Source organism: Shewanella cyperi (assembly GCF_017354985.1).
GTDB lineage: Bacteria > Pseudomonadota > Gammaproteobacteria > Enterobacterales > Shewanellaceae > Shewanella > Shewanella cyperi.
Genome location: NZ_CP071501.1, coordinates 2,186,987 through 2,204,319 on the forward strand (window position 1 = coordinate 2,186,987; position 17,333 = coordinate 2,204,319).

The following is a 17,333-nucleotide window of genomic DNA, read 5'->3' on the forward strand; positions in this document are numbered from 1 at the left end:
CAGATGGAAAACATCACCCCCAAGCGCTTTGGCCTGCACGGCAGCCACCTCAGTTATCTTGATTTGGGCGACGGCCCGGTTTTACTGCTCGGTCACAGTTATTTGTGGGACAACCACATGTGGCGGGAACAGCTTGAGTTGCTGAGCCAAAGATACAGGGTCATAGCCGTGGACCTTTATGGCCACGGCGAGTCCGGTCCCCTGCCCGCCAACCATCACAGCCTGATAGACATAGCCAGAGACATGCTGGCACTGCTGGACAGCCTGGCCATCGACAGGTTCAGCATTATCGGCCTGTCTGTGGGGGCCATGTGGGGCGCCGAGTTGGCGCTGCTGGCGCCGGGTCGGGTGCAAACCCTGGTGATGCTCGACAGCTTTATCGGCTTTGAACCCGAAGTCACCCGTGACAAGTATTTCGGCATGCTGGATATCATCAAGCAGCAGCAAGCCATTCCGGACTCATTGGCCGACGCCATAGTGCCGCTGTTTTTCGCCACCACACAATCACCACGGCGCGATGCCCTGATAGCCGAATTCCGCGCCGAGCTGCTGGCCATACCCGCCGCCAGGATAGACAGTCTGGTGCGCTTGGGCAGGATGATCTTTGGCCGCCGTGATACCTGTGAGGATGCCGAGCAACTGACCCAGCCCTGCCTTATCATGGTGGGTACCGAAGACAAGGCCAGAACTGTGCTGGAAAGTTACCTGATGCACGAAACCATTGCCGGCAGCCAGCTGGTACATATACCCCAAGCCGGCCACATCAGCTGCCTGGAACAGCCCGAAGAGGTCAACAAAGCCCTGCTGGCCTTCCTCGCCCGTCATCTGGGTCATTAATCCTCCCCTCCGAGCCTTCAACGCGGGTCAGACCTTCCGGCCCGCGCAATCGCTCAAATACCCAACATTGTTTCACCTTCGTTGCACATTTGTTGCTTAAAATCAAAGCAAAACCGCCACCATCAGCTACTTTTAACCTGTATTTCCCAATACAGGACTGAAAAACATGAGAAAAACAACAATAGCTCTCGCCCTGCTGCCACTGCTGCACAGCCCAGCGCTGTTGGCAGAGGTGCAGATCAACGGCTTTGCCTCCATAGTGGCCGGCAGTAGCCTGGATGATGATGAACCTCTGTATGGTTATGATAAAGATATTGATTTCAACGAACACACCAAATTTGCCGTGCAGGTGGCAGCGGATCTCGGCCAGGGCCTGAAAGCCACAGCCCAGGTGCTGGCCCGCGGCAGCGAGGATTACAGCGCCGAGTTCGAGTGGGCCTATCTGTCCTATGACATCAGTGACAACCTGATGCTGATGGCCGGGCGCCAGCGCTTTAACCTCTACAAATACTCGGACTACATAGACGTGGGTTATGCCTACCACTGGATCCAACCGCCCCAAGGGGTCTATTCCCTGCCCTTCAGCTCAGGTGAGGGCGTGGGCCTGCTGTATACCACCCAATGGGGCGATACCGATGTGGGGGTCACCTACAAGTACATCACCTCCTCCATCGACGACTATGTGCCCTCGGGAACCGACGTGCAGCCTGCGCCCTTCTCAGCCAAGGCCCATGTGCTGAACCTGAACTTCACCACCGGCGACTTTGAATACGGCCTCAATCTGGGTTACGCCCCGGAAGTGACCTACCTCAATCCGGATCTGGCCTTGCTGGCACTGGCCTGGGCCCAAACCGGTCTGTTTGACGAGTCCACCCTGAATGATTTCCTGGCCATTGATGATGCCGTCAGCCTGGTGGGGGTGCACGGCAAATACGATCCGGGCAACTGGTTTATCCTCGCCGAATACACCACATCTGACTATCAGGATGCCAACGCCTTTACCAACCAGGACTCAATTTATGTCTCGGCCGGGATCCGCTGGAACCAACTGACCTTTCACCTGACCTATGGCCAGGATGAAAACAAACCCCAGTACGATTCCTATAACGCCATGGCCCCCGTGATAGCCGGCCTGCCGGCACAAAATCAGGCCCAATTGCTGCCGCTGCTGGCGCTGACCAAGCAGGCGCTGGAAACCCAGCAACAGGACAGCAACTACTACACTGTGGGCCTGCGCTGGGACTTCCATCCGTCGGCCGCCTTCAAGGTGGAATACACCGACTTCACCAATGACAAGGGCCCCACGGCCGATGGTCAGGCCCTGATGATGGGCGTGGATCTGGTGTTCTAAGAGGAGACAGACAATGAAAAGCATTAAATTACTGGCCGCCTCACTGACGCTGTTGGCACCACTGGCCTTTGCCGAAGTGGCTGTGGTGGTGCACCCCAGCAACAACGACACCCTGACCAGCGCCGATATCTCGCGCATCTATCTTGGCAAACTCAAATCCTTTCCCGGTGGCAGCCCTGTGGTGCCCTTGGATCTCAAGGAAGGCAGCGATATCCGCAGCCAGTTTGTCGACAAGGTGCTGAACAAATCCGAGAGCCAGCTTAAGGCCTATTGGTCGAAATTGGTGTTTTCCGGCCAGGGACAACCCCCCAAGGTCGTTGAAAACGCCGAAGTGCTGGGCCTTATCGCCGCCAACCCCAACATGATTGGCTTTATGGATGCGGCCGCGGTCGACGCCAGTGTCAAGGTGGTGGCCCGCTTCTGAGCCCCAAGCTCAAAAATCACTGCTCCTGGCGGTAACACAAACCAAGGCCGGCACCCGCCGGCCTTGTTATTCAGCAAGGACTGTTTTATCTGCCAACCTCTGAGTTTTCATATCTTTATGCTGATTTTGTCTTGGATAGACCAGACAGGAAAAATTTCCTGATACACTAGCGCCGACATCAGCCAATTTTGCGAAAATGAAAACAATGAAACTACTTAAGCCCTTGTTTGATAACAACCGCCGCTGGGCCGAGCGCATCCGCCATGAAAACCCATCTTTTTTCGAGCAATTGGCCAAACAGCAAAACCCTGAGTATCTGTGGATTGGCTGCTCCGACAGCCGGGTGCCCTCCAACCAGATCATCGATCTTTTGCCCGGTGAAGTCTTTGTTCACCGCAATATCGCCAACATGGTGATCCACACCGATCTCAACTGCCTGTCGGTACTGCAATACGCGGTGGAAGTACTCAAGGTCAAGCACGTGATGGTGGTCGGTCATTACGGCTGTGGCGGTGTGCGCGCCGCCATGGGCAAACAGCGCCTGGGCCTGATAGATAACTGGCTCGGTCATCTGCGCGATATCTACCGTATTCACCAGCAGGAGCTGGCCGGCATGGATGACCAGGCCCGTTTCAATCGCTTCTGCGAACTGAACGTGATTGAACAGGTGGCCAACGTGGTCAGCTCCACCGTTATCCAGGAAGCCTGGCTGCGCGGTCAGGACGTCGCCGTCCACGGCTGGATCTATGGCATAGACAATGGTCTGCTGACGGATTTGGATGTCACCACAGACAGGCAAACGGCCCAAAACCAGGGCAATTAATCCTTCCCCCGCCGGTTCCGTTCCCGGGACCGGCAAATTCCGCAATTTTTTCACCGCAAACCATCGCAGCCCCTTGGCAAGCCAGTTATAATCCCTAAGTTTTTTTATCTTTGCGCCCAGGCGCTATGCCCTATTTAGGAGATCCACTTCCATGCCCGGTTTTGAAATATTTGGTCCTGAAGAGAAGCAGGAAGTCGCAGATGTAATGGAGAACGGTTTTACCTTCCGTTACAACTTTGATGGCATGCGCAATGGTCGTTGGAAGAGCCGTGAAATGGAAGAGCTGCTGTGTGAGAAGCTCAATGTCAAACACGCCCATCTGCTCTCCAGCGGTACCTGTGCCCTGACCACAGCCCTGATGGCCGCCGGTATCGGTGCCGGTGATGAAATCATAGTACCTCCCTTTACCTTTGTGGCCTCCATTGAAGCCATCATGATGGCCGGTGCCGTCCCCGTGTTTGCCGAAATCGACGAGACCCTGTGTCTGTCACCCGAAGGCATCCGCGCCGCCATCACCCCACGCACCAAGGCCGTTAACTTTGTGCACATGTGCGGTTCCATGGGTCATATGGACGAAATCATGGCCATCTGCGATGAGCACAACCTGATCCTGCTGGAAGATGCCTGTCAGGCAATAGGTGCCAGCTACAAGGGCAAGTTCCTCGGCTCTATCGGCCATGTGGGTTGCTTCTCATTCGATTCTGTGAAGACCATCTCCTGCGGTGAAGGCGGAGCGGTAATCACCAACGATGAAACCATCTACAACCACAGCCACATGTTCTCCGACCACGGTCACGACCACATAGGCAACGACCGCGGCGCCGAAAAGCACCCCATCATGGGCCTGAACTTCCGCATCAGCGAAATGAACGCCGCCCTGGGTCTGGCCCAGCTGCGCAAGCTGGACACCATTTTGGATATCCAGCGCAAAAACAAGCAGATGATCAAGGATGCCATGGCGGAAATCCCCGAGGTCAGCTTCCGCGTGATCCCGGACCCTGAAGGCGACAACGCCGGCTTCCTCAGCTTTATGCTGCCAAGTGAAGAGCGCGCCCAGGAAATCAACAAGGCCCTGGCTGCCAATGGCGTCGACGGTTGCTTCTACTGGTACGTCAACAACTGGCATTACCTGAAAAACTGGCACCACATCCACAATCTGCAGGCCCCAGCCGCCCTGCCCATCAGCCTGGTGGCCGACAAACCCGATTACACCCAGGTATCTGTGCCCAAGTCCGATGCCATCATGAGCCGGACCATCTCCATGCTGATCAAACTCAGCTGGACCGAAGAACAGATCCAGCAACGTATAGCCAACATCAAGAAGGCATTTGCCCAATAATTCGAGGGAGTGTGTTTCATGAGTTTCAAGAATTTCAAAGTCGTTGAGAAGCTGATTTTCGGCCGTGGGTCCTTCAACCAACTGGACGAAGTGCTGGCCGCCCAACGCAAGAGCGCCGACGATTTCGTAGTGTTTGTGGTGGACGATGTGCACCGTGGCAAGCCACTGGAAAGCCGCATTCCCCTGAAGTCCCAGGATCTGCTGCTGTGGGTCAACGTGGATGATGAGCCCACCACTGAGCAAGTGGACAGCCTGACCGCCGAAGTACAGGCCTTCAACGGCAAACTGCCGGTGAGCGTTATCGGTCTGGGTGGCGGTTCCACCATGGACCTGGCCAAGGCAGTATCCCTGATGCTGACCAACCCCGGCGGCTCCGCCATGTACCAGGGCTGGGATCTCATCAAAAACCCTGCCGTGCATCACGTGGGTATCCCCACAGTGTCCGGTACCGGCGCTGAAGCCTCACGCACCGCGGTACTTTGTGGCCCCGAGCGCAAACTGGGTCTGAACTCTGACTACACAGTGTTCGATCAGATCATCATGGACTCCGAGCTGATTGACGGTGTACCTACAGATCAATGGTTCTACACAGGTATGGATTGCTACATCCACTGCGTTGAATCGCTGGAAGGTACCTTCCTCAATGAATTCGCCCGTGCCTACGCCGAAAAGGCCATGGATCTGTGCCGCGAAGTCTACCTGGGCGATCACCCCGAAAAAGACGACAAGCTGATGATGGCCTCTTTCATGGGCGGTATGAGCATTGCCTACAGCCAGGTCGGTGCCTGCCACGCCGTGTCCTACGGTCTGTCCTATGTGCTGGGTTACCACCACGGCATAGGCAACTGTATCGCCTTTGACGTGCTGGACGAGTTCTACCCCGAAGGTGTGGCCGAATTCCGCCAAATGCTGAAGAAGCACAACATCACCCTGCCGAAGAACATCTGTAAAGATCTGCCGGACGACACCATCGCCGCCATGGTCAAGGTGACCAAGAGCATGGGTCCCCTGTGGGCCAACGTCTATGGCGAAGGCTGGCAGGAAAAAGTCACCGACGAGATGTTGACTGCGCTTTTCCGTCGCATCTAAGCTCTACCCAGGCGTCACTGTTTCAGGGCCCACTTGGGCCCTGTCCTCTTTAAGCACAGGAATTTTTGAATGAATGTCACCCTGTTGATCCCGGCCCGCTACGGTTCCAGCCGTTTTCCCGGCAAACCTTTGGCACCGATTAACGGCAAGCCCATGATCCAGCACGTATACGAGCGTGCCGCCCTGGCCAAGGGCCTCAGTGCCATCTACGTGGCCACCGACGATGAACGCATCAAGGATGCGGTTGAAGCCTTCGGCGGCAAGGTGGTCATGACCGGCACCCACGCCGCCTCGGGCACCGACAGGATTGAAGATGCCATCACCCAACTGGGCCTGGGAGATGACGACCTGGTGATCAACCTCCAGGGCGATCAGCCCCTGATTGACCCCATTTCCATCGAGCAGATCATCGAACTGTTCCGTCGTCATCCCGGCGAGTTCGAGATGGCCACCTTGGGCTATCAGATCACCGACAAGGAAGAGCTGGACGATCCCAAGCACGTCAAAATGGTGTTCGACAACGAGATGAACGCCCTGTACTTCTCCCGCGCCCGTATCCCCTTCGGCCGCGATGTGAGCGAGTATCCGGTTTACAAGCACTTGGGCGTTTACGCCTACACCCGCCGTTTCGTGCACACCTTCAACAGCCTGCCGCTGGGCCGCCTGGAAGATCTTGAAAAGCTCGAGCAATTGCGGGCCCTGGAATTTGGTCACAAGATCAAGGTCGCCATCAGCGCCTTCGACTCCCCCGAGGTCGACACCCCGGAAGATATCCGTCGCTGTGAAGCCCGCCTGAAGGTTGAATGATGAACGGCTCCGGCATGTCATCCCTCGAAGTCTGGCTGATCATCCTGCTGGTTGTCGGGGTTATCGCCAGCAACCTGGCGGTACTCAAGTACAGCGCCAAGTTCAAGATGCCCCAGTTCGGCGATCCCAAGAAGAATGCCAAACCCCAGGAGGGGCAGCCAGACATGCATCCGGCAGAGGATTCGGGTGAAAATAGCGCCGCTGTAGATGCAGAAACTCAGAATGAAGCACCTAAGGATGAGAGTCCCAAAGGCTCGTCTGGTGACAAGCAGTACTAAATAAAAACGCCCCGAAAGGGGCGTTTTTATTTAGTACTGCTGGCTAAAATTATTGCCAGAAAGTCACAGTCACTTGTTATGTGCCAACCTATTCTATTAAATTATTAGAAGCATCATATTTGGTTGGGTTCTCTATTAACTCTCTAAATTGGTCGTCCGTTATCTCTATATCTGCATATTCATGCTCATCAAATACTCGCCAACCATTTCTTTCACGTTCCAATTTGTGTAGGTGCCCTACTTTATAACAATTAGGCAGAACAATTTCTTTTACAAATGGGTTATCTTCGAAAGACTTCCTAACAAAACATGCACCTTTGGTTCCATCTATATACCATGGCTGAGTTCCAAATCCAGAAAATTGAATCTTAATTATCTTTTTTATCTGCAAAATCGCTTGCAGAGCAGAATCTTTGTAATTCAAATCAACTTCAGGATTAAAATGAATCGACTTGTTTCTGATGTCTTTCAGCTCCCTGAATTGCTCAGCAGCTTCAGGAAGAAGGATATCCCATGCTTCTAACGTGTTTATCGCAAGATCCCAGTTGTCAAAAGATTTTTTTCGATAAACCTTTTGATACTCTGCTGTATCTTTAAAGTAGTCACGAAGTCTGAGGACAAGATGATTCAATATCCTCTCTCCGAGAGAACATGCACCGGTCAACGCTGGATAATAAGAACCAAATGAGTATGCATAACTTACCTGCTTCATAAAGTTGTTATGGAATGCAATAAGCGAGGGTTGGTCGGAACCAATTTCAGAGAAATCCTTAATTTTCTGAAAACAGTTAATGGAGCCAAACTCGGAGATTAACCCTTCCTGGATTTTCTGTTTATTTTCCAGCCAATTCGCTCTGACACTTTGCTCCCAAGTATCAGGTATCTCTTGGTTCAAGATTTCTGCTCTACCATCAAAATCGAAGTTGAACACCTTGTAACGCTTCAAACATTCCTCCTTGGCACATAACGCCTAAATCAGGTGCGCCGTAGGCGTCACCTGGATTTACTTGTTAGGCTACGTTAACATTTCTTCTTTCATCATTTCTCTAACCAATGCATTGATCCACCAGTTTACAGCAGTTTCAAACTGCCCAATGGATTTTTGAGCTGTGTATTTTGGAAGCTCAAGCTTTTCCAATAGCATTGTTAGAACCTGTTCCCGTGGCATTTTAAGATCGAAATTACTTTCTCCATCTTTATTCATAAACATAATGGGAACTATATGTAGGGTTTCATCATCTATGCTAAATTTTTTGTTATATATGTGTTCAAAATTAGATTTAAACGATTCAGCATACATTAGAGATAGAGTATGAAGTAGCTGAAAACTCTCACCCATACCGTTTTTGAAATCATCTGAAATGTTTGAAAGCGAATAGAAATGCATCGTTAGAAATAACAAAAGGCAAAATTCAGCACTTTGTGCTTCGATATCTTCCTTAGAAACGGTCGCTGTTGAATTTTTAATCAGAGCGCTCTCAACATCTTGGCTTTGAGATAATAATATTCTCATTTGCTTATCTATTAGTTCATCAAATAGAAAGCAGCCTTCATCGAACTCATTTTTTAAATTTAATAAAGAACTATCATGTAGGGTTTCAAATTTACCTTTATTGGCATTCTTAATGCTCGATTCTGTTTTTGCTTCAGCTGGCTTTCTTTCTTTATCATCATTAATTCCAAGTGTCGTGGCGATCCTTGACGCAAGTGCTAAGACTGCAAAGTGTTCAACAACTGTTGCTTTAAAGAACTCTGAATTATTAATGAAGATTCTACTTTTTGTGCCAGGTGCAATGCTTTTTATTTGGTCAAACGAGAATGATTTTGGCTCTTGAAAAAGCTCTTTACTGTAAATTCCATCTTCAGTAAGTAATAACCCCTCTTTTGAACCGCCAAAAACAGTGTCATCTAAAAGAACTAGTACGCGATCTGGATTTACTGTAGAGGCATATGAGTTAATTGCTGCATTCAGCTTTTTAGCAGGAATGTTTGGTTTTATGTACATTTTCTCATAGTTCCAGTTCCATTCTTTGTTGTCTAATATTGATGAAATATTACTAATCATTTTACTTCCTTTGTGTTGCACAATATTTGCTGTAGTGGCCTAACATTTGTATAGTGTGCCGGCTCATTTATCTCCGCGTGGCAGGCCGGAGGCCTTTCGGCTTCAACTAACGGAATGAAGCAGTTCATTCCGTTACCTTGCAGGTACGTTTTCGCCCTCAGACCAGTGAAAAGCGTGCCGGAGAATTCACCGATTAGTCCTCGGGTTAGCGGATTTTGTCCACATCAAATTACAAGCAAAGCGTGCCAGCACGCTTTGCACACTTTAACGGCCTGTTATCTAAACTCGATACCAGCCTAAGGCTTTGATTTATTTTAATAATAACTTGACTAAGTCTATAAAACCGTGCCATGAGATGCAGAAAACCGTGCTTGCGCTTTTGCCATTGGCAATAACACTGCGGATCTTTGCGATGCAGAGGAAAACTGGTTGACATTCAGGCAGCAAAGGGGTCAACGAGCGGCATGGCTACCGCACGGGCTGAAGTGGTGGGCTTCATCCCTGAATATTGTTTTATCTCCTTGAATCAGCATCTTGTCAGAGGTTACTACCGTTACGCAAATGAAAAAATGACGTGCATCAATGCTCTCTCATCAACAACACAATTGCCGGAGAGAAACTCCCAGAATTAGCACTGCCGCACTGGTGACCATCGGCGACAGGGACGTCGCCGCTGAGCGCCCAAGGATGGGTTCACAGCGGGTCACGGGTGTGGCAGTGCGAAAGCGCACCGCAGGTGATTAGTTGCATCCAGAGGAGGATGCTCCGATAGACTCGAAAGATAGCCGCTGTTCCAGCGGCAGAAAATCGCGGCCTTCCATCCCGCCTCCGGGCAAGGGACTTTGCTCATCCATGAACAACTTCCCTGTTTAAGTACCAGCTCGCCCTCCATGGCTCTCGTTCATAAAGCTCTTACGAGCTTCCCCCTTGCATCCCAAAGGATGCCCCACCGACGCTGACTGCCCCTCGGTTTTATGCTGAAATTTGGCTAACGCGCCAGACGCTCGGATTTACGTCCATGCAAATCTTTCCCAGCTCGACTCCATGCCTCGCGCTAGTGAGCTTGTCGCAGTGTGACACTCGCCCCTGATTAACTGGCGCTGAAATGGCATCTGCCGGACAGGAATCCCTATGCGGAGGAGGGCTGGATACCCGAGAACGGCCATGCCTTGCCACGCCATTTTCAGCAACACCCTCGGCTCTGGCTCCTGCTTCGTCCTAACTCCTGCATCAATGCAGTCGTCGGCAGCGTCGGAAAGGGAAATGGCGTACAAGTCTAGCTTATGAGTCGCCATTTTGTAGGCTTGATGGTTCCGCCAATATCGAAGTGGAACACCAAATATTTGCACTGCCGCACCAGTGACCATCGGCGACATGGACGTCGCCGCTGAGCCTCCAAGGATGGACTCGTGGCGTGTCACGGGTGTGCCAGTGCGAAAGCGCACCGCAGGTGATTGGTTGCATCAATAGGTTGATGCTATTGCCATCATCAAAGACAATCGCTGTGCCAGCGGCGGAATGGAAAATGGTGCAACATTCCAGCTATTGTATTGTTGCCAAGTAGGCTTACTATTTTTGCTGATGCCGGATTGGCATAAAAAAACGCCCCTTTGAGGGGCGTTTTTTTATTTGGCTTGTGGCGCACTTGCCTCTGGCTACCCGGGCTATTCAGCCCTGACACTCCAGCCTTAGAAACTCAGTTTGTTGATGATGTCATCATCAACCAAGTTGGCCAGGGTGATCTTGAGCTTGGGAGTTCTGGCCATTTCACGTTTGATGGCGAAGTTGGCTTCGGCGTTGCGGGCCCAGCTGCGGCGGGCGATGCCGTTGTTGACGTCAAACAGCAGCATGGACTTGAGGCGACGCTCGGCGTCGTCTGTGCCGTCGAGCAGCATGCCGAAGCCGCCGTTGATCACTTCGCCCCAACCTACCCCGCCGCCGTTGTGGATGGAGACCCAGGTGGCGCCGCGGAAGCTGTCACCGATCACGTTGTGAATGGCCATGTCGGCTGTGAAGCGGCTGCCATCATAGATGTTGGAGGTTTCGCGGAATGGCGAGTCGGTACCGCTCACATCGTGATGGTCACGGCCGAGCACCACCGGGCCAATCTCACCGCGGGCAATAGCGTCGTTGAAGGCCTTGGCGATTTCCATCCGGCCCTGGGCGTCGGCATAGAGGATACGTGCCTGGGAACCCACCACCAGCTTGTTCTGCTTGGCATCTTTGATCCAGGTGATGTTGTCCTGCATCTGCTGCTGAATTTCCTCTGGCGACTCGGCCATGATCTTCATCAGCACCTCGGCGGCGATGGCGTCGGTTTTGTCCAAGTCTTCGCTCTTGCCCGAGGTACAGACCCAGCGGAACGGGCCGAAACCGTAGTCAAAGCACATGGGGCCCAGGATATCCTGCACGTAGGACGGGTACTTGAAGTCGATACCGTTGGGGGCCATCACATCGCCACCGGCGCGGGACGCTTCCAGCAGGAAGGCGTTGCCGTAGTCGAAGAAGTAGGTGCCCTTGGCTGTGTGTCTGTTGACCGCGGCAGCGTGACGCTTGAGGGTCGCCTGCACCTTGGTCTTGAACAGCTCAGGCTCTTCACGAATCAGGCGGTTCGATTCTTCATAGCTGATATCCACCGGATAGTAGCCACCGGACCAGGGGTTGTGCAGGGAGGTTTGATCCGAGCCCAGATGCACAAAAATGCCCTGCTCATCAAAGGCTTCCCACACGTTAACCACGTTGCCGATAAAGGCAATGGACACTACTTCCTCGTTGGCCTGGGCCAGTTTGACCCGGGCAATCAGCGCATCCATGTTGTCGATAAGCTCATCCACCCAGCCCTGCTGATGGCGCTTGATGGCAGCCTTGGGGTTCACCTCAGCGCACACGGTAATGCAGTTGGCAATGTTGCCGGCCTTGGGCTGGGCACCGCTCATGCCGCCAAGACCGGCGGTGAGAAATATTTTGCCCTTGGGGCTTTGGCCCTTCTCCAACACCTTGCGGAAGGCATTCATCACGGTAATGGTGGTGCCGTGAACTATGCCCTGGGGACCAATGTACATAAAGGAACCGGCGGTCATCTGGCCGTACTGGGTCACGCCCAGGGCATTGAACCTTTCCCAATCGTCCGGCTTGGAGTAATTGGGGATCATCATGCCATTGGTAACCACTACCCGCGGCGCATCCTTGGACGAGGGGAACAGGCCCATGGGGTGACCTGAATACAGGTGCAGAGTCTGGTCACTTTCCATCTCGCTCAGGTACTTCATGGTCAGCAGGTACTGGGCCCAGTTCTGGAACACGGCGCCGTTGCCGCCGTAGGTGATCAGCTCCTCGGGATGCTGGGCCACAGCCGGGTCGAGGTTGTTATCCACCATCAGCATAATGGCTGCCGCCTGCTCGCATCTCGCCGGATAGTCGGAGATGGAACGGGCCTTCATGGCGTATTCGGGCTTGAAGCGGTACATATAGATACGGCCAAAGTCCTGCAGCTCCTGGGCAAATTCCGCCGCCAGCTCCGGGTGCCACTCGGCGGGGAAATAACGCAGGGCGTTACGCACCGCCAGCTGCTTTTCCGCCGGGCTCAAGATGTCCTTACGCTTGGGCGCGCGGTTGGCGTCCGCAGGATATGGCCTCGGCGCCGGCAATACGCTTGGGATCCCTTGTTTGATTTGGTCCTGAAAATTCATTGCTGTCTCCATCCTGTCAGCCGCACTCAGTTAACAATAAAGGCCTGGGCCTTCACCAAAGCTATGATGGCGTCGATGTCCGGCTTGAGCAGACGGTCTTCTTCCAGCTTGGCCACCTTGGCGCGGATAAGTTGATAGTTTTTCTCAATAATCTCTGAGCAAGTGTTAGGGCGGCGGAAATCTATGGCCTGGGCCGCATACATCAGCTCAATGGCGAAGATCTTCTCCAGGTTACCGAGGATTTGATTGAGCTTACGGCCTGAGATACTGCCCATGGACACGTGATCTTCCTGGCCCATGGAGGTGGGCACGCTGTCGGCGGATGGCGGGAAGCACAGGGACTTGTTTTCCGTTACCAGGGCCGCAGTCACGTATTGGGGGATCATCATGCCGGAATTGAGACCTCCTGAACTGGTCAGCAGGCGCGGCAGACCATGCAGGCCCTCCAGCAGCAGATAGCAGCGACGGTCGGCGATATTGCCAAGCTCGGCCGCAGCAATGGAGGTGTAATCCAGCACCATGGCCAAAGGCTGGCCGTGGAAACCACCGCCGGAAATGGCTTCTTCAGCACTGATAACAATCGGGTTATCGGTCACCGAATTCATTTCGATTTCGGCGAGATCTTTCAGATGATTAAAGGCGTTGCGTGAGGCGCCATGCACCTGGGGGATACAGCGCAGCGAGTAGGGATCCTGCACTCGATCACAATCCACATGGGCGGCCATGTTTTGCGAGCCTTCGAAGAACTTGCGCATGCGCGCTGCCACTTCGATGTTGCCGGCAAAGGGACGGATTTCATGCAGTTCGGCGCGGAAGGGAGACTGGCTGCCCTGCATACCTTCGATGCTCATGGCACCGGCGAGATCGGCCAAGTCCAGCAGATAACGCATCTTGGTCAAGGCTGTGATGGCGTGGGACAGGATAAACTGGGTGCCGTTGATGAGTGCCAGACCTTCTTTGGCCTGCAGCTCCAATGGCTCCAGACCATGTTCTCGCAGCAATTCGATGGCGGGCACGGCACGTTCACCCTGCCAGAATTCACCTTCGCCAATCAGCGGCAGGAACAGGTGTGACAGAGGCGCCAAATCGCCGGAGGCGCCAACAGAGCCTTGCTCTGGCACCACGGGGATCAGGTCCAGTTTCAGAAAGGCCAGCATGCGCTCGACCACTTCCAGGCGAATACCTGAGAAACCCTGGCTCAGGGCGTGAACCTTGGTGATCAGCATCAGCTTGGAGATGGCCTTGGCAATGGGCTCGCCCACGCCGACCGCATGGGTGATCAGCAGGTTTTTCTGCAGCAGCGCGGTTTCAGCGGGAGAAATCTGGGTGTCACACAGGGGACCAAAGCCGGTGTTGATGCCGTAAATGGCCTTGTCTGAATTGGCCATGATATCGACGTTGTGGCGGCTGGCATTGATCTTGTCAACGGCCTGTTGGCACAGCTCGGCCTGGATACTGCCATCGGCAATGCCGTTTACGATTTCGAGAGTGAGATGGTCAACACCATATCTAAAGCTCATCTTATGCTCCTGAGTAGCGGTTCTATCACTGTAAAAGCCAGTGCTATCTTTCTGTTTTAGTTGGCAGCAATTGCCTTTGTTACCCCCATGCTAGCTTGCTGCAGATGTTTTATAAATGCATAATATTCGTAATTCATTCCGGTTTTGCCGAACTAATAAATCGAGCTATGTTCGACCGAATAACGCGTATCGAGCCTATGCATGGCGCTAACGTCTCAAGCCAATGTCTTGAGCGAAAAGGGGAATACTGAGTGCAGGTACATGATGTAGATCTGAGGCTGCTGCGGATTTTCGTGGCCATAGTGGAATGTGGCGGCCTGTCGGCGGCGGAATCCCGGCTCAATATTGGTCGCTCCACCATCAGCTCCCACCTGTCGGATCTGGAGGTGCGCCTGGGGCTGAAACTGTGTAAACGCGGTCGCAGCGGCTTTGAACTGACCGAATCCGGACGCGTGACCTATCAGGCGTCGCTGGAGCTCTTGCAGCAATGTGAGGCCTTTGCCAGCACGGTCGCCAGCTCCAAGCAGCAGCTGTCGGGCCGGGTAACCATAGCCATCATCGATACCCTGGTAAGCGATCCCCGCTGCGGTGTGGCCCGGGCCATAGCCTCGCTCAAGGCCAGGAGCAACAACATCCAGTTCGATATCAACGTCTGTGAGGCCCGCGAAGTGGAAACTTCTGTGGTGAACGGCCGCTCCCTTGCGGGTATAGGCGTCAGTCGCCATCATTTGCGCGGCCTCGATTACGAGCCGCTGCACAACGAAACCAACTATTTATATTGCGGCATCGGGCACCCGCTGTTCGACTGCGACCCCGGGGCAAGCCAGAAGCTGCTGCAAAATGCCGAAGTCATCACCAGTAACTACACCCGCGATAAGGAAAGTCGCAACGACGACTTGAATTACCAAAACAGCGCCACCGCCTACCATGACGAAGGCATAGCCCATTTAATCCTGTCGGGGAAGTTCATCGGTTACCTGCCGGAGCACTACGCCAGCTACTGGGTCGACAAGGGCCTGTTCAGGGCAATATTGCCGGAGAAATACTCCTACCAAATCCCCGTGGTATTGATCACCTCGAAAAACAATTCCGCCACGCCCTTGGCCAAGGCGCTTATCAAGGAAATCAAACGCTGCCACGGGGTGGAGTGATGTCCTGCCTCGCGTCTTGCGCTTCACTTCCAGCTGTTAACTTCCAGCTCTCTTAACGCCTAGCGCTCTGCTTTTTATTCCGCGTTAGCGCTTTGCTCTCTATTTCGTTTTACCGCTTGAATTTGGTTTCCAGAATAACCGACGAGGTGGTGCGCTCCACCCCGTCCAAATTGCCAATGTCATCCAGAAGGTGGCTCAGCTGCTCTGTGGTCTGAGCCTGCACCACGGCTATCAGATCGTATTCACCGCTGATGGCGTAGAGCTCGCTTATCATGTGCATCTTTTTCAGCTCGATATTGGTCTTGGTGGTGAATTTCTGCTTCACCTTGATGGACACGTGGGCCGACACCAGGTTGCTGATATAGGCCTCGCCGTACTCCACCCCGTAACCCTTGATGATGCCGGTTTCTTCCAGCCTGGCGATGCGGGTCTGCACAGTCGAGCGCGACAGATTGAGCGCCCGGGCCAGATCCGAGACGCTGGTGCGGGCGTTATTTTTCAGCAGCGCCAGCAGGCGTTCGTCTTCTTTGCTTATCAATTTGCTAAATCCGTCCGTTAAAATGACATTTATAACATGCAAAGTGTTAATAATGCCGCTGCAATTTGCTACTTCTGCTCAATATAATACAGAAATAACTAAATAACAGGTCGTTCGACCAGATAAAACAGAGGTTTGCATGCAAGTCAACAGAAGCTTATTCGATGAAGTGATGGTACCCAACTACGCCCCGTCTCCAATCATTCCGGTCAAGGGCGAAGGCTCGCGCATCTGGGATCAGGAAGGCCGTGAGTTTATCGATTTCGCCGGCGGTATCGCAGTAAACTGCCTGGGTCACTGTCACCCTGCCCTGGTCAATGCCCTGACCGAACAGGCCCACAAGCTGTGGCACCTGTCCAACACCATGACCAACGAGCCGGCACTGATGCTGGCCAAGCAACTGGTTGACAACACCTTTGCCGAGAAAGTGTATTTCGCCAACTCCGGCGCCGAAGCCAACGAAGCTGCACTGAAGCTGGTGCGTCGTGTGGCCCTGAATAACCATGGCGCCGACAAGTCACAGATCATCGCCTTTAAACAAGGCTTCCACGGCCGTACCCTGTTTACCGTATCCGTGGGTGGCCAGCCTGCCTACTCCGACGGTTTCGGCCCCAAGCCTGCCGACATAGTGCACGCCGAATACAATAACCTCGACAGCCTCAAGGCGCTGATCTCCGATCGCACCTGCGCCGTGGTACTTGAGCCGCTGCAGGGCGAAGGCGGTATCATCAACCCCACTCCCGAATTCATCAAGGGCGTACGCGAGCTGTGTGACAAGCACCAGGCGCTGCTGGTATTCGACGAAGTGCAAACCGGTGTCGGCCGTACCGGCGATCTCTATGCCTACATGGGTCTGGGTGTCACCCCGGACGTGCTGACCACGGCCAAGGCCCTGGGCGGCGGTTTCCCCATAGGTGCCATGCTGACCACCACCGAGCTGGCCAAGCACCTGGTTGTCGGTACCCATGGCAGCACCTACGGCGGTAACCCTCTGGCCTGTGCCGTGGGTCTGGCGGCCTTCAACACAGTTAACACCCCTGAGGTACTCAACGGCGTCAAGGCCCGTGAACAGCTGTTCCGCGATGGCCTGATGGCTATCAACGCCAAGTATCAGGTGTTCACCGAAGTCCGTGGCAAGGGTCTGCTGCTCGGTGCCGCCTTGAACGCCGATTACGCCGGCAAGGCCCGCGACTTTATGCTCGCCGCCGCCGAACAAGGTCTGTTGGTGCTGATGGCCGGTCAAAACGTGGTGCGTTTTGCCCCCTCTCTTATCATTCCTGAGCAAGATATCCAGGAAGGTCTGGTGCGCTTCGAGGCCGCCATCGCCAAACTGGTTGCCGCCGCCAAGGCAGCTTAAGCCGGAAGCCGTTTAAGCCGGAGCGCTTAAACCAAAGCTTTAAGCCAAACAGCGGCCAGATCTCG

At 53.6% G+C, this 17,333-nt stretch carries 15 protein-coding genes; 10 read left to right on the plus strand and 5 right to left on the minus strand.

The genetic code is table 11. The features are described 5' to 3' along the window. Nucleotides 1–3 precede the first annotated feature (3 nt). From JYB84_RS09470 to JYB84_RS09505, 8 genes are all read left to right on the plus strand, one after another. Nucleotides 4–837 carry an alpha/beta fold hydrolase gene (locus tag JYB84_RS09470; protein ID WP_207319866.1) on the plus strand — a complete coding sequence of 278 codons (834 nt, stop codon included), beginning with the start codon at nt 4–6 and terminating at the stop codon, nt 835–837. A gap of 166 nt (nt 838–1,003) precedes the next feature. Then, nucleotides 1,004–2,188, plus strand: coding sequence for a porin (locus tag JYB84_RS09475; protein WP_207319867.1), 1,185 nt, complete (start codon nt 1,004–1,006; stop codon nt 2,186–2,188). A gap of 13 nt (nt 2,189–2,201) precedes the next feature. After that, nucleotides 2,202–2,612 (plus strand): type 2 periplasmic-binding domain-containing protein, encoded by a 411-nt coding sequence (locus JYB84_RS09480; RefSeq protein ID WP_207319868.1) that lies wholly within the window; start codon nt 2,202–2,204, stop codon nt 2,610–2,612. A gap of 205 nt (nt 2,613–2,817) precedes the next feature. Next, nucleotides 2,818–3,435, plus strand: a complete 618-nt coding sequence (can, locus tag JYB84_RS09485) for a carbonate dehydratase (protein ID WP_207319869.1) — start codon at nt 2,818–2,820, stop codon at nt 3,433–3,435. 151 nt (nt 3,436–3,586) lie between these two features. After that, entirely contained in the window at nt 3,587–4,774 is a 1,188-nt protein-coding gene (locus JYB84_RS09490) for a DegT/DnrJ/EryC1/StrS family aminotransferase (RefSeq protein WP_207319870.1), read from the plus strand. Between the two features lie 18 nt (nt 4,775–4,792). Continuing rightward, the gene (gene kdnB, locus JYB84_RS09495) at nt 4,793–5,863 is read left to right on the plus strand and encodes a 3-deoxy-alpha-D-manno-octulosonate 8-oxidase KdnB (protein WP_207319871.1); all 1,071 of its coding nucleotides are present in this window, start codon (nt 4,793–4,795) and stop codon (nt 5,861–5,863) included. 69 nt (nt 5,864–5,932) lie between these two features. Beyond that, nucleotides 5,933–6,670 (plus strand): 8-amino-3,8-dideoxy-manno-octulosonate cytidylyltransferase KdsB, encoded by a 738-nt coding sequence (kdsB, locus tag JYB84_RS09500; RefSeq protein WP_207319872.1) that lies wholly within the window; start codon nt 5,933–5,935, stop codon nt 6,668–6,670. Between the two features lie 14 nt (nt 6,671–6,684). Then, nucleotides 6,685–6,948, plus strand: coding sequence for a DUF2897 family protein (locus tag JYB84_RS09505; RefSeq protein WP_207323171.1), 264 nt, complete (start codon nt 6,685–6,687; stop codon nt 6,946–6,948). Nucleotides 6,949–7,036: 88 nt separating this feature from the next. On the opposite strand, the gene JYB84_RS09510 is transcribed toward JYB84_RS09505, so the two are convergent. The 4 genes from JYB84_RS09510 to hutH all read right to left on the minus strand — a co-directional run bounded on the left by JYB84_RS09510 (nt 7,037) and on the right by hutH (nt 14,222). Next, complete coding sequence (locus JYB84_RS09510) at nt 7,037–7,894, minus strand: hypothetical protein (RefSeq protein ID WP_207319873.1); 858 nt, start codon at nt 7,892–7,894, stop codon at nt 7,037–7,039. A gap of 69 nt (nt 7,895–7,963) precedes the next feature. Next, on the minus strand, nt 7,964–9,013 hold the full coding sequence (locus JYB84_RS09515) for a hypothetical protein (RefSeq protein ID WP_207319874.1): 1,050 nt from the start codon (nt 9,011–9,013) through the stop codon (nt 7,964–7,966). Nucleotides 9,014–10,701: 1,688 nt separating this feature from the next. Beyond that, nucleotides 10,702–12,714, minus strand: coding sequence for a urocanate hydratase (locus tag JYB84_RS09520; RefSeq protein ID WP_207319875.1), 2,013 nt, complete (start codon nt 12,712–12,714; stop codon nt 10,702–10,704). 14 nt (nt 12,715–12,728) lie between these two features. Continuing rightward, the gene (hutH, locus tag JYB84_RS09525; RefSeq protein ID WP_207319876.1) at nt 12,729–14,222 is read right to left on the minus strand and encodes a histidine ammonia-lyase; all 1,494 of its coding nucleotides are present in this window, start codon (nt 14,220–14,222) and stop codon (nt 12,729–12,731) included. A gap of 251 nt (nt 14,223–14,473) precedes the next feature. On the opposite strand from hutH, the gene JYB84_RS09530 reads away from it, so the two are divergent. After that, on the plus strand, nt 14,474–15,373 hold the full coding sequence (locus tag JYB84_RS09530) for a LysR family transcriptional regulator (protein ID WP_207319877.1): 900 nt from the start codon (nt 14,474–14,476) through the stop codon (nt 15,371–15,373). A 109-nt stretch (nt 15,374–15,482) separates the two neighbouring features. On the opposite strand, the gene JYB84_RS09535 is transcribed toward JYB84_RS09530, so the two are convergent. Continuing rightward, nucleotides 15,483–15,911, minus strand: a complete 429-nt coding sequence (locus tag JYB84_RS09535) for an Lrp/AsnC family transcriptional regulator (RefSeq protein ID WP_207319878.1) — start codon at nt 15,909–15,911, stop codon at nt 15,483–15,485. Nucleotides 15,912–16,050: 139 nt separating this feature from the next. Between JYB84_RS09535 and JYB84_RS09540 the strand changes: the two genes are divergently transcribed. Continuing rightward, nucleotides 16,051–17,268 carry an aspartate aminotransferase family protein gene (locus JYB84_RS09540; RefSeq protein ID WP_207319879.1) on the plus strand — a complete coding sequence of 406 codons (1,218 nt, stop codon included), beginning with the start codon at nt 16,051–16,053 and terminating at the stop codon, nt 17,266–17,268. Nucleotides 17,269–17,333: the final 65 nt, after the last annotated feature.

Excerpts from the sequence above, each read along its gene's own strand:
- JYB84_RS09470 (WP_207319866.1), top strand. The coding sequence starts at position 4 with ATGGAAAACATCACCCCCAAGCGCTTTGGCCTGCACGGCAGCCACCTC.
- JYB84_RS09475 (WP_207319867.1), top strand. The coding sequence starts at position 1,004 with ATGAGAAAAACAACAATAGCTCTCGCCCTGCTGCCACTGCTGCACAGC.
- JYB84_RS09480 (WP_207319868.1), top strand. The coding sequence starts at position 2,202 with ATGAAAAGCATTAAATTACTGGCCGCCTCACTGACGCTGTTGGCACCA.
- can (WP_207319869.1), top strand. The coding sequence starts at position 2,818 with ATGAAACTACTTAAGCCCTTGTTTGATAACAACCGCCGCTGGGCCGAG.
- JYB84_RS09490 (WP_207319870.1), top strand. The coding sequence starts at position 3,587 with ATGCCCGGTTTTGAAATATTTGGTCCTGAAGAGAAGCAGGAAGTCGCA.
- kdnB (WP_207319871.1), top strand. The coding sequence starts at position 4,793 with ATGAGTTTCAAGAATTTCAAAGTCGTTGAGAAGCTGATTTTCGGCCGT.
- kdsB (WP_207319872.1), top strand. The coding sequence starts at position 5,933 with ATGAATGTCACCCTGTTGATCCCGGCCCGCTACGGTTCCAGCCGTTTT.
- JYB84_RS09505 (WP_207323171.1), top strand. The coding sequence starts at position 6,685 with ATGTCATCCCTCGAAGTCTGGCTGATCATCCTGCTGGTTGTCGGGGTT.
- JYB84_RS09515 (WP_207319874.1), bottom strand. The coding sequence starts at position 9,013 with ATGATTAGTAATATTTCATCAATATTAGACAACAAAGAATGGAACTGG.
- JYB84_RS09520 (WP_207319875.1), bottom strand. The coding sequence starts at position 12,714 with ATGGAGACAGCAATGAATTTTCAGGACCAAATCAAACAAGGGATCCCA.
- hutH (WP_207319876.1), bottom strand. The coding sequence starts at position 14,222 with ATGAGCTTTAGATATGGTGTTGACCATCTCACTCTCGAAATCGTAAAC.
- JYB84_RS09540 (WP_207319879.1), top strand. The coding sequence starts at position 16,051 with ATGCAAGTCAACAGAAGCTTATTCGATGAAGTGATGGTACCCAACTAC.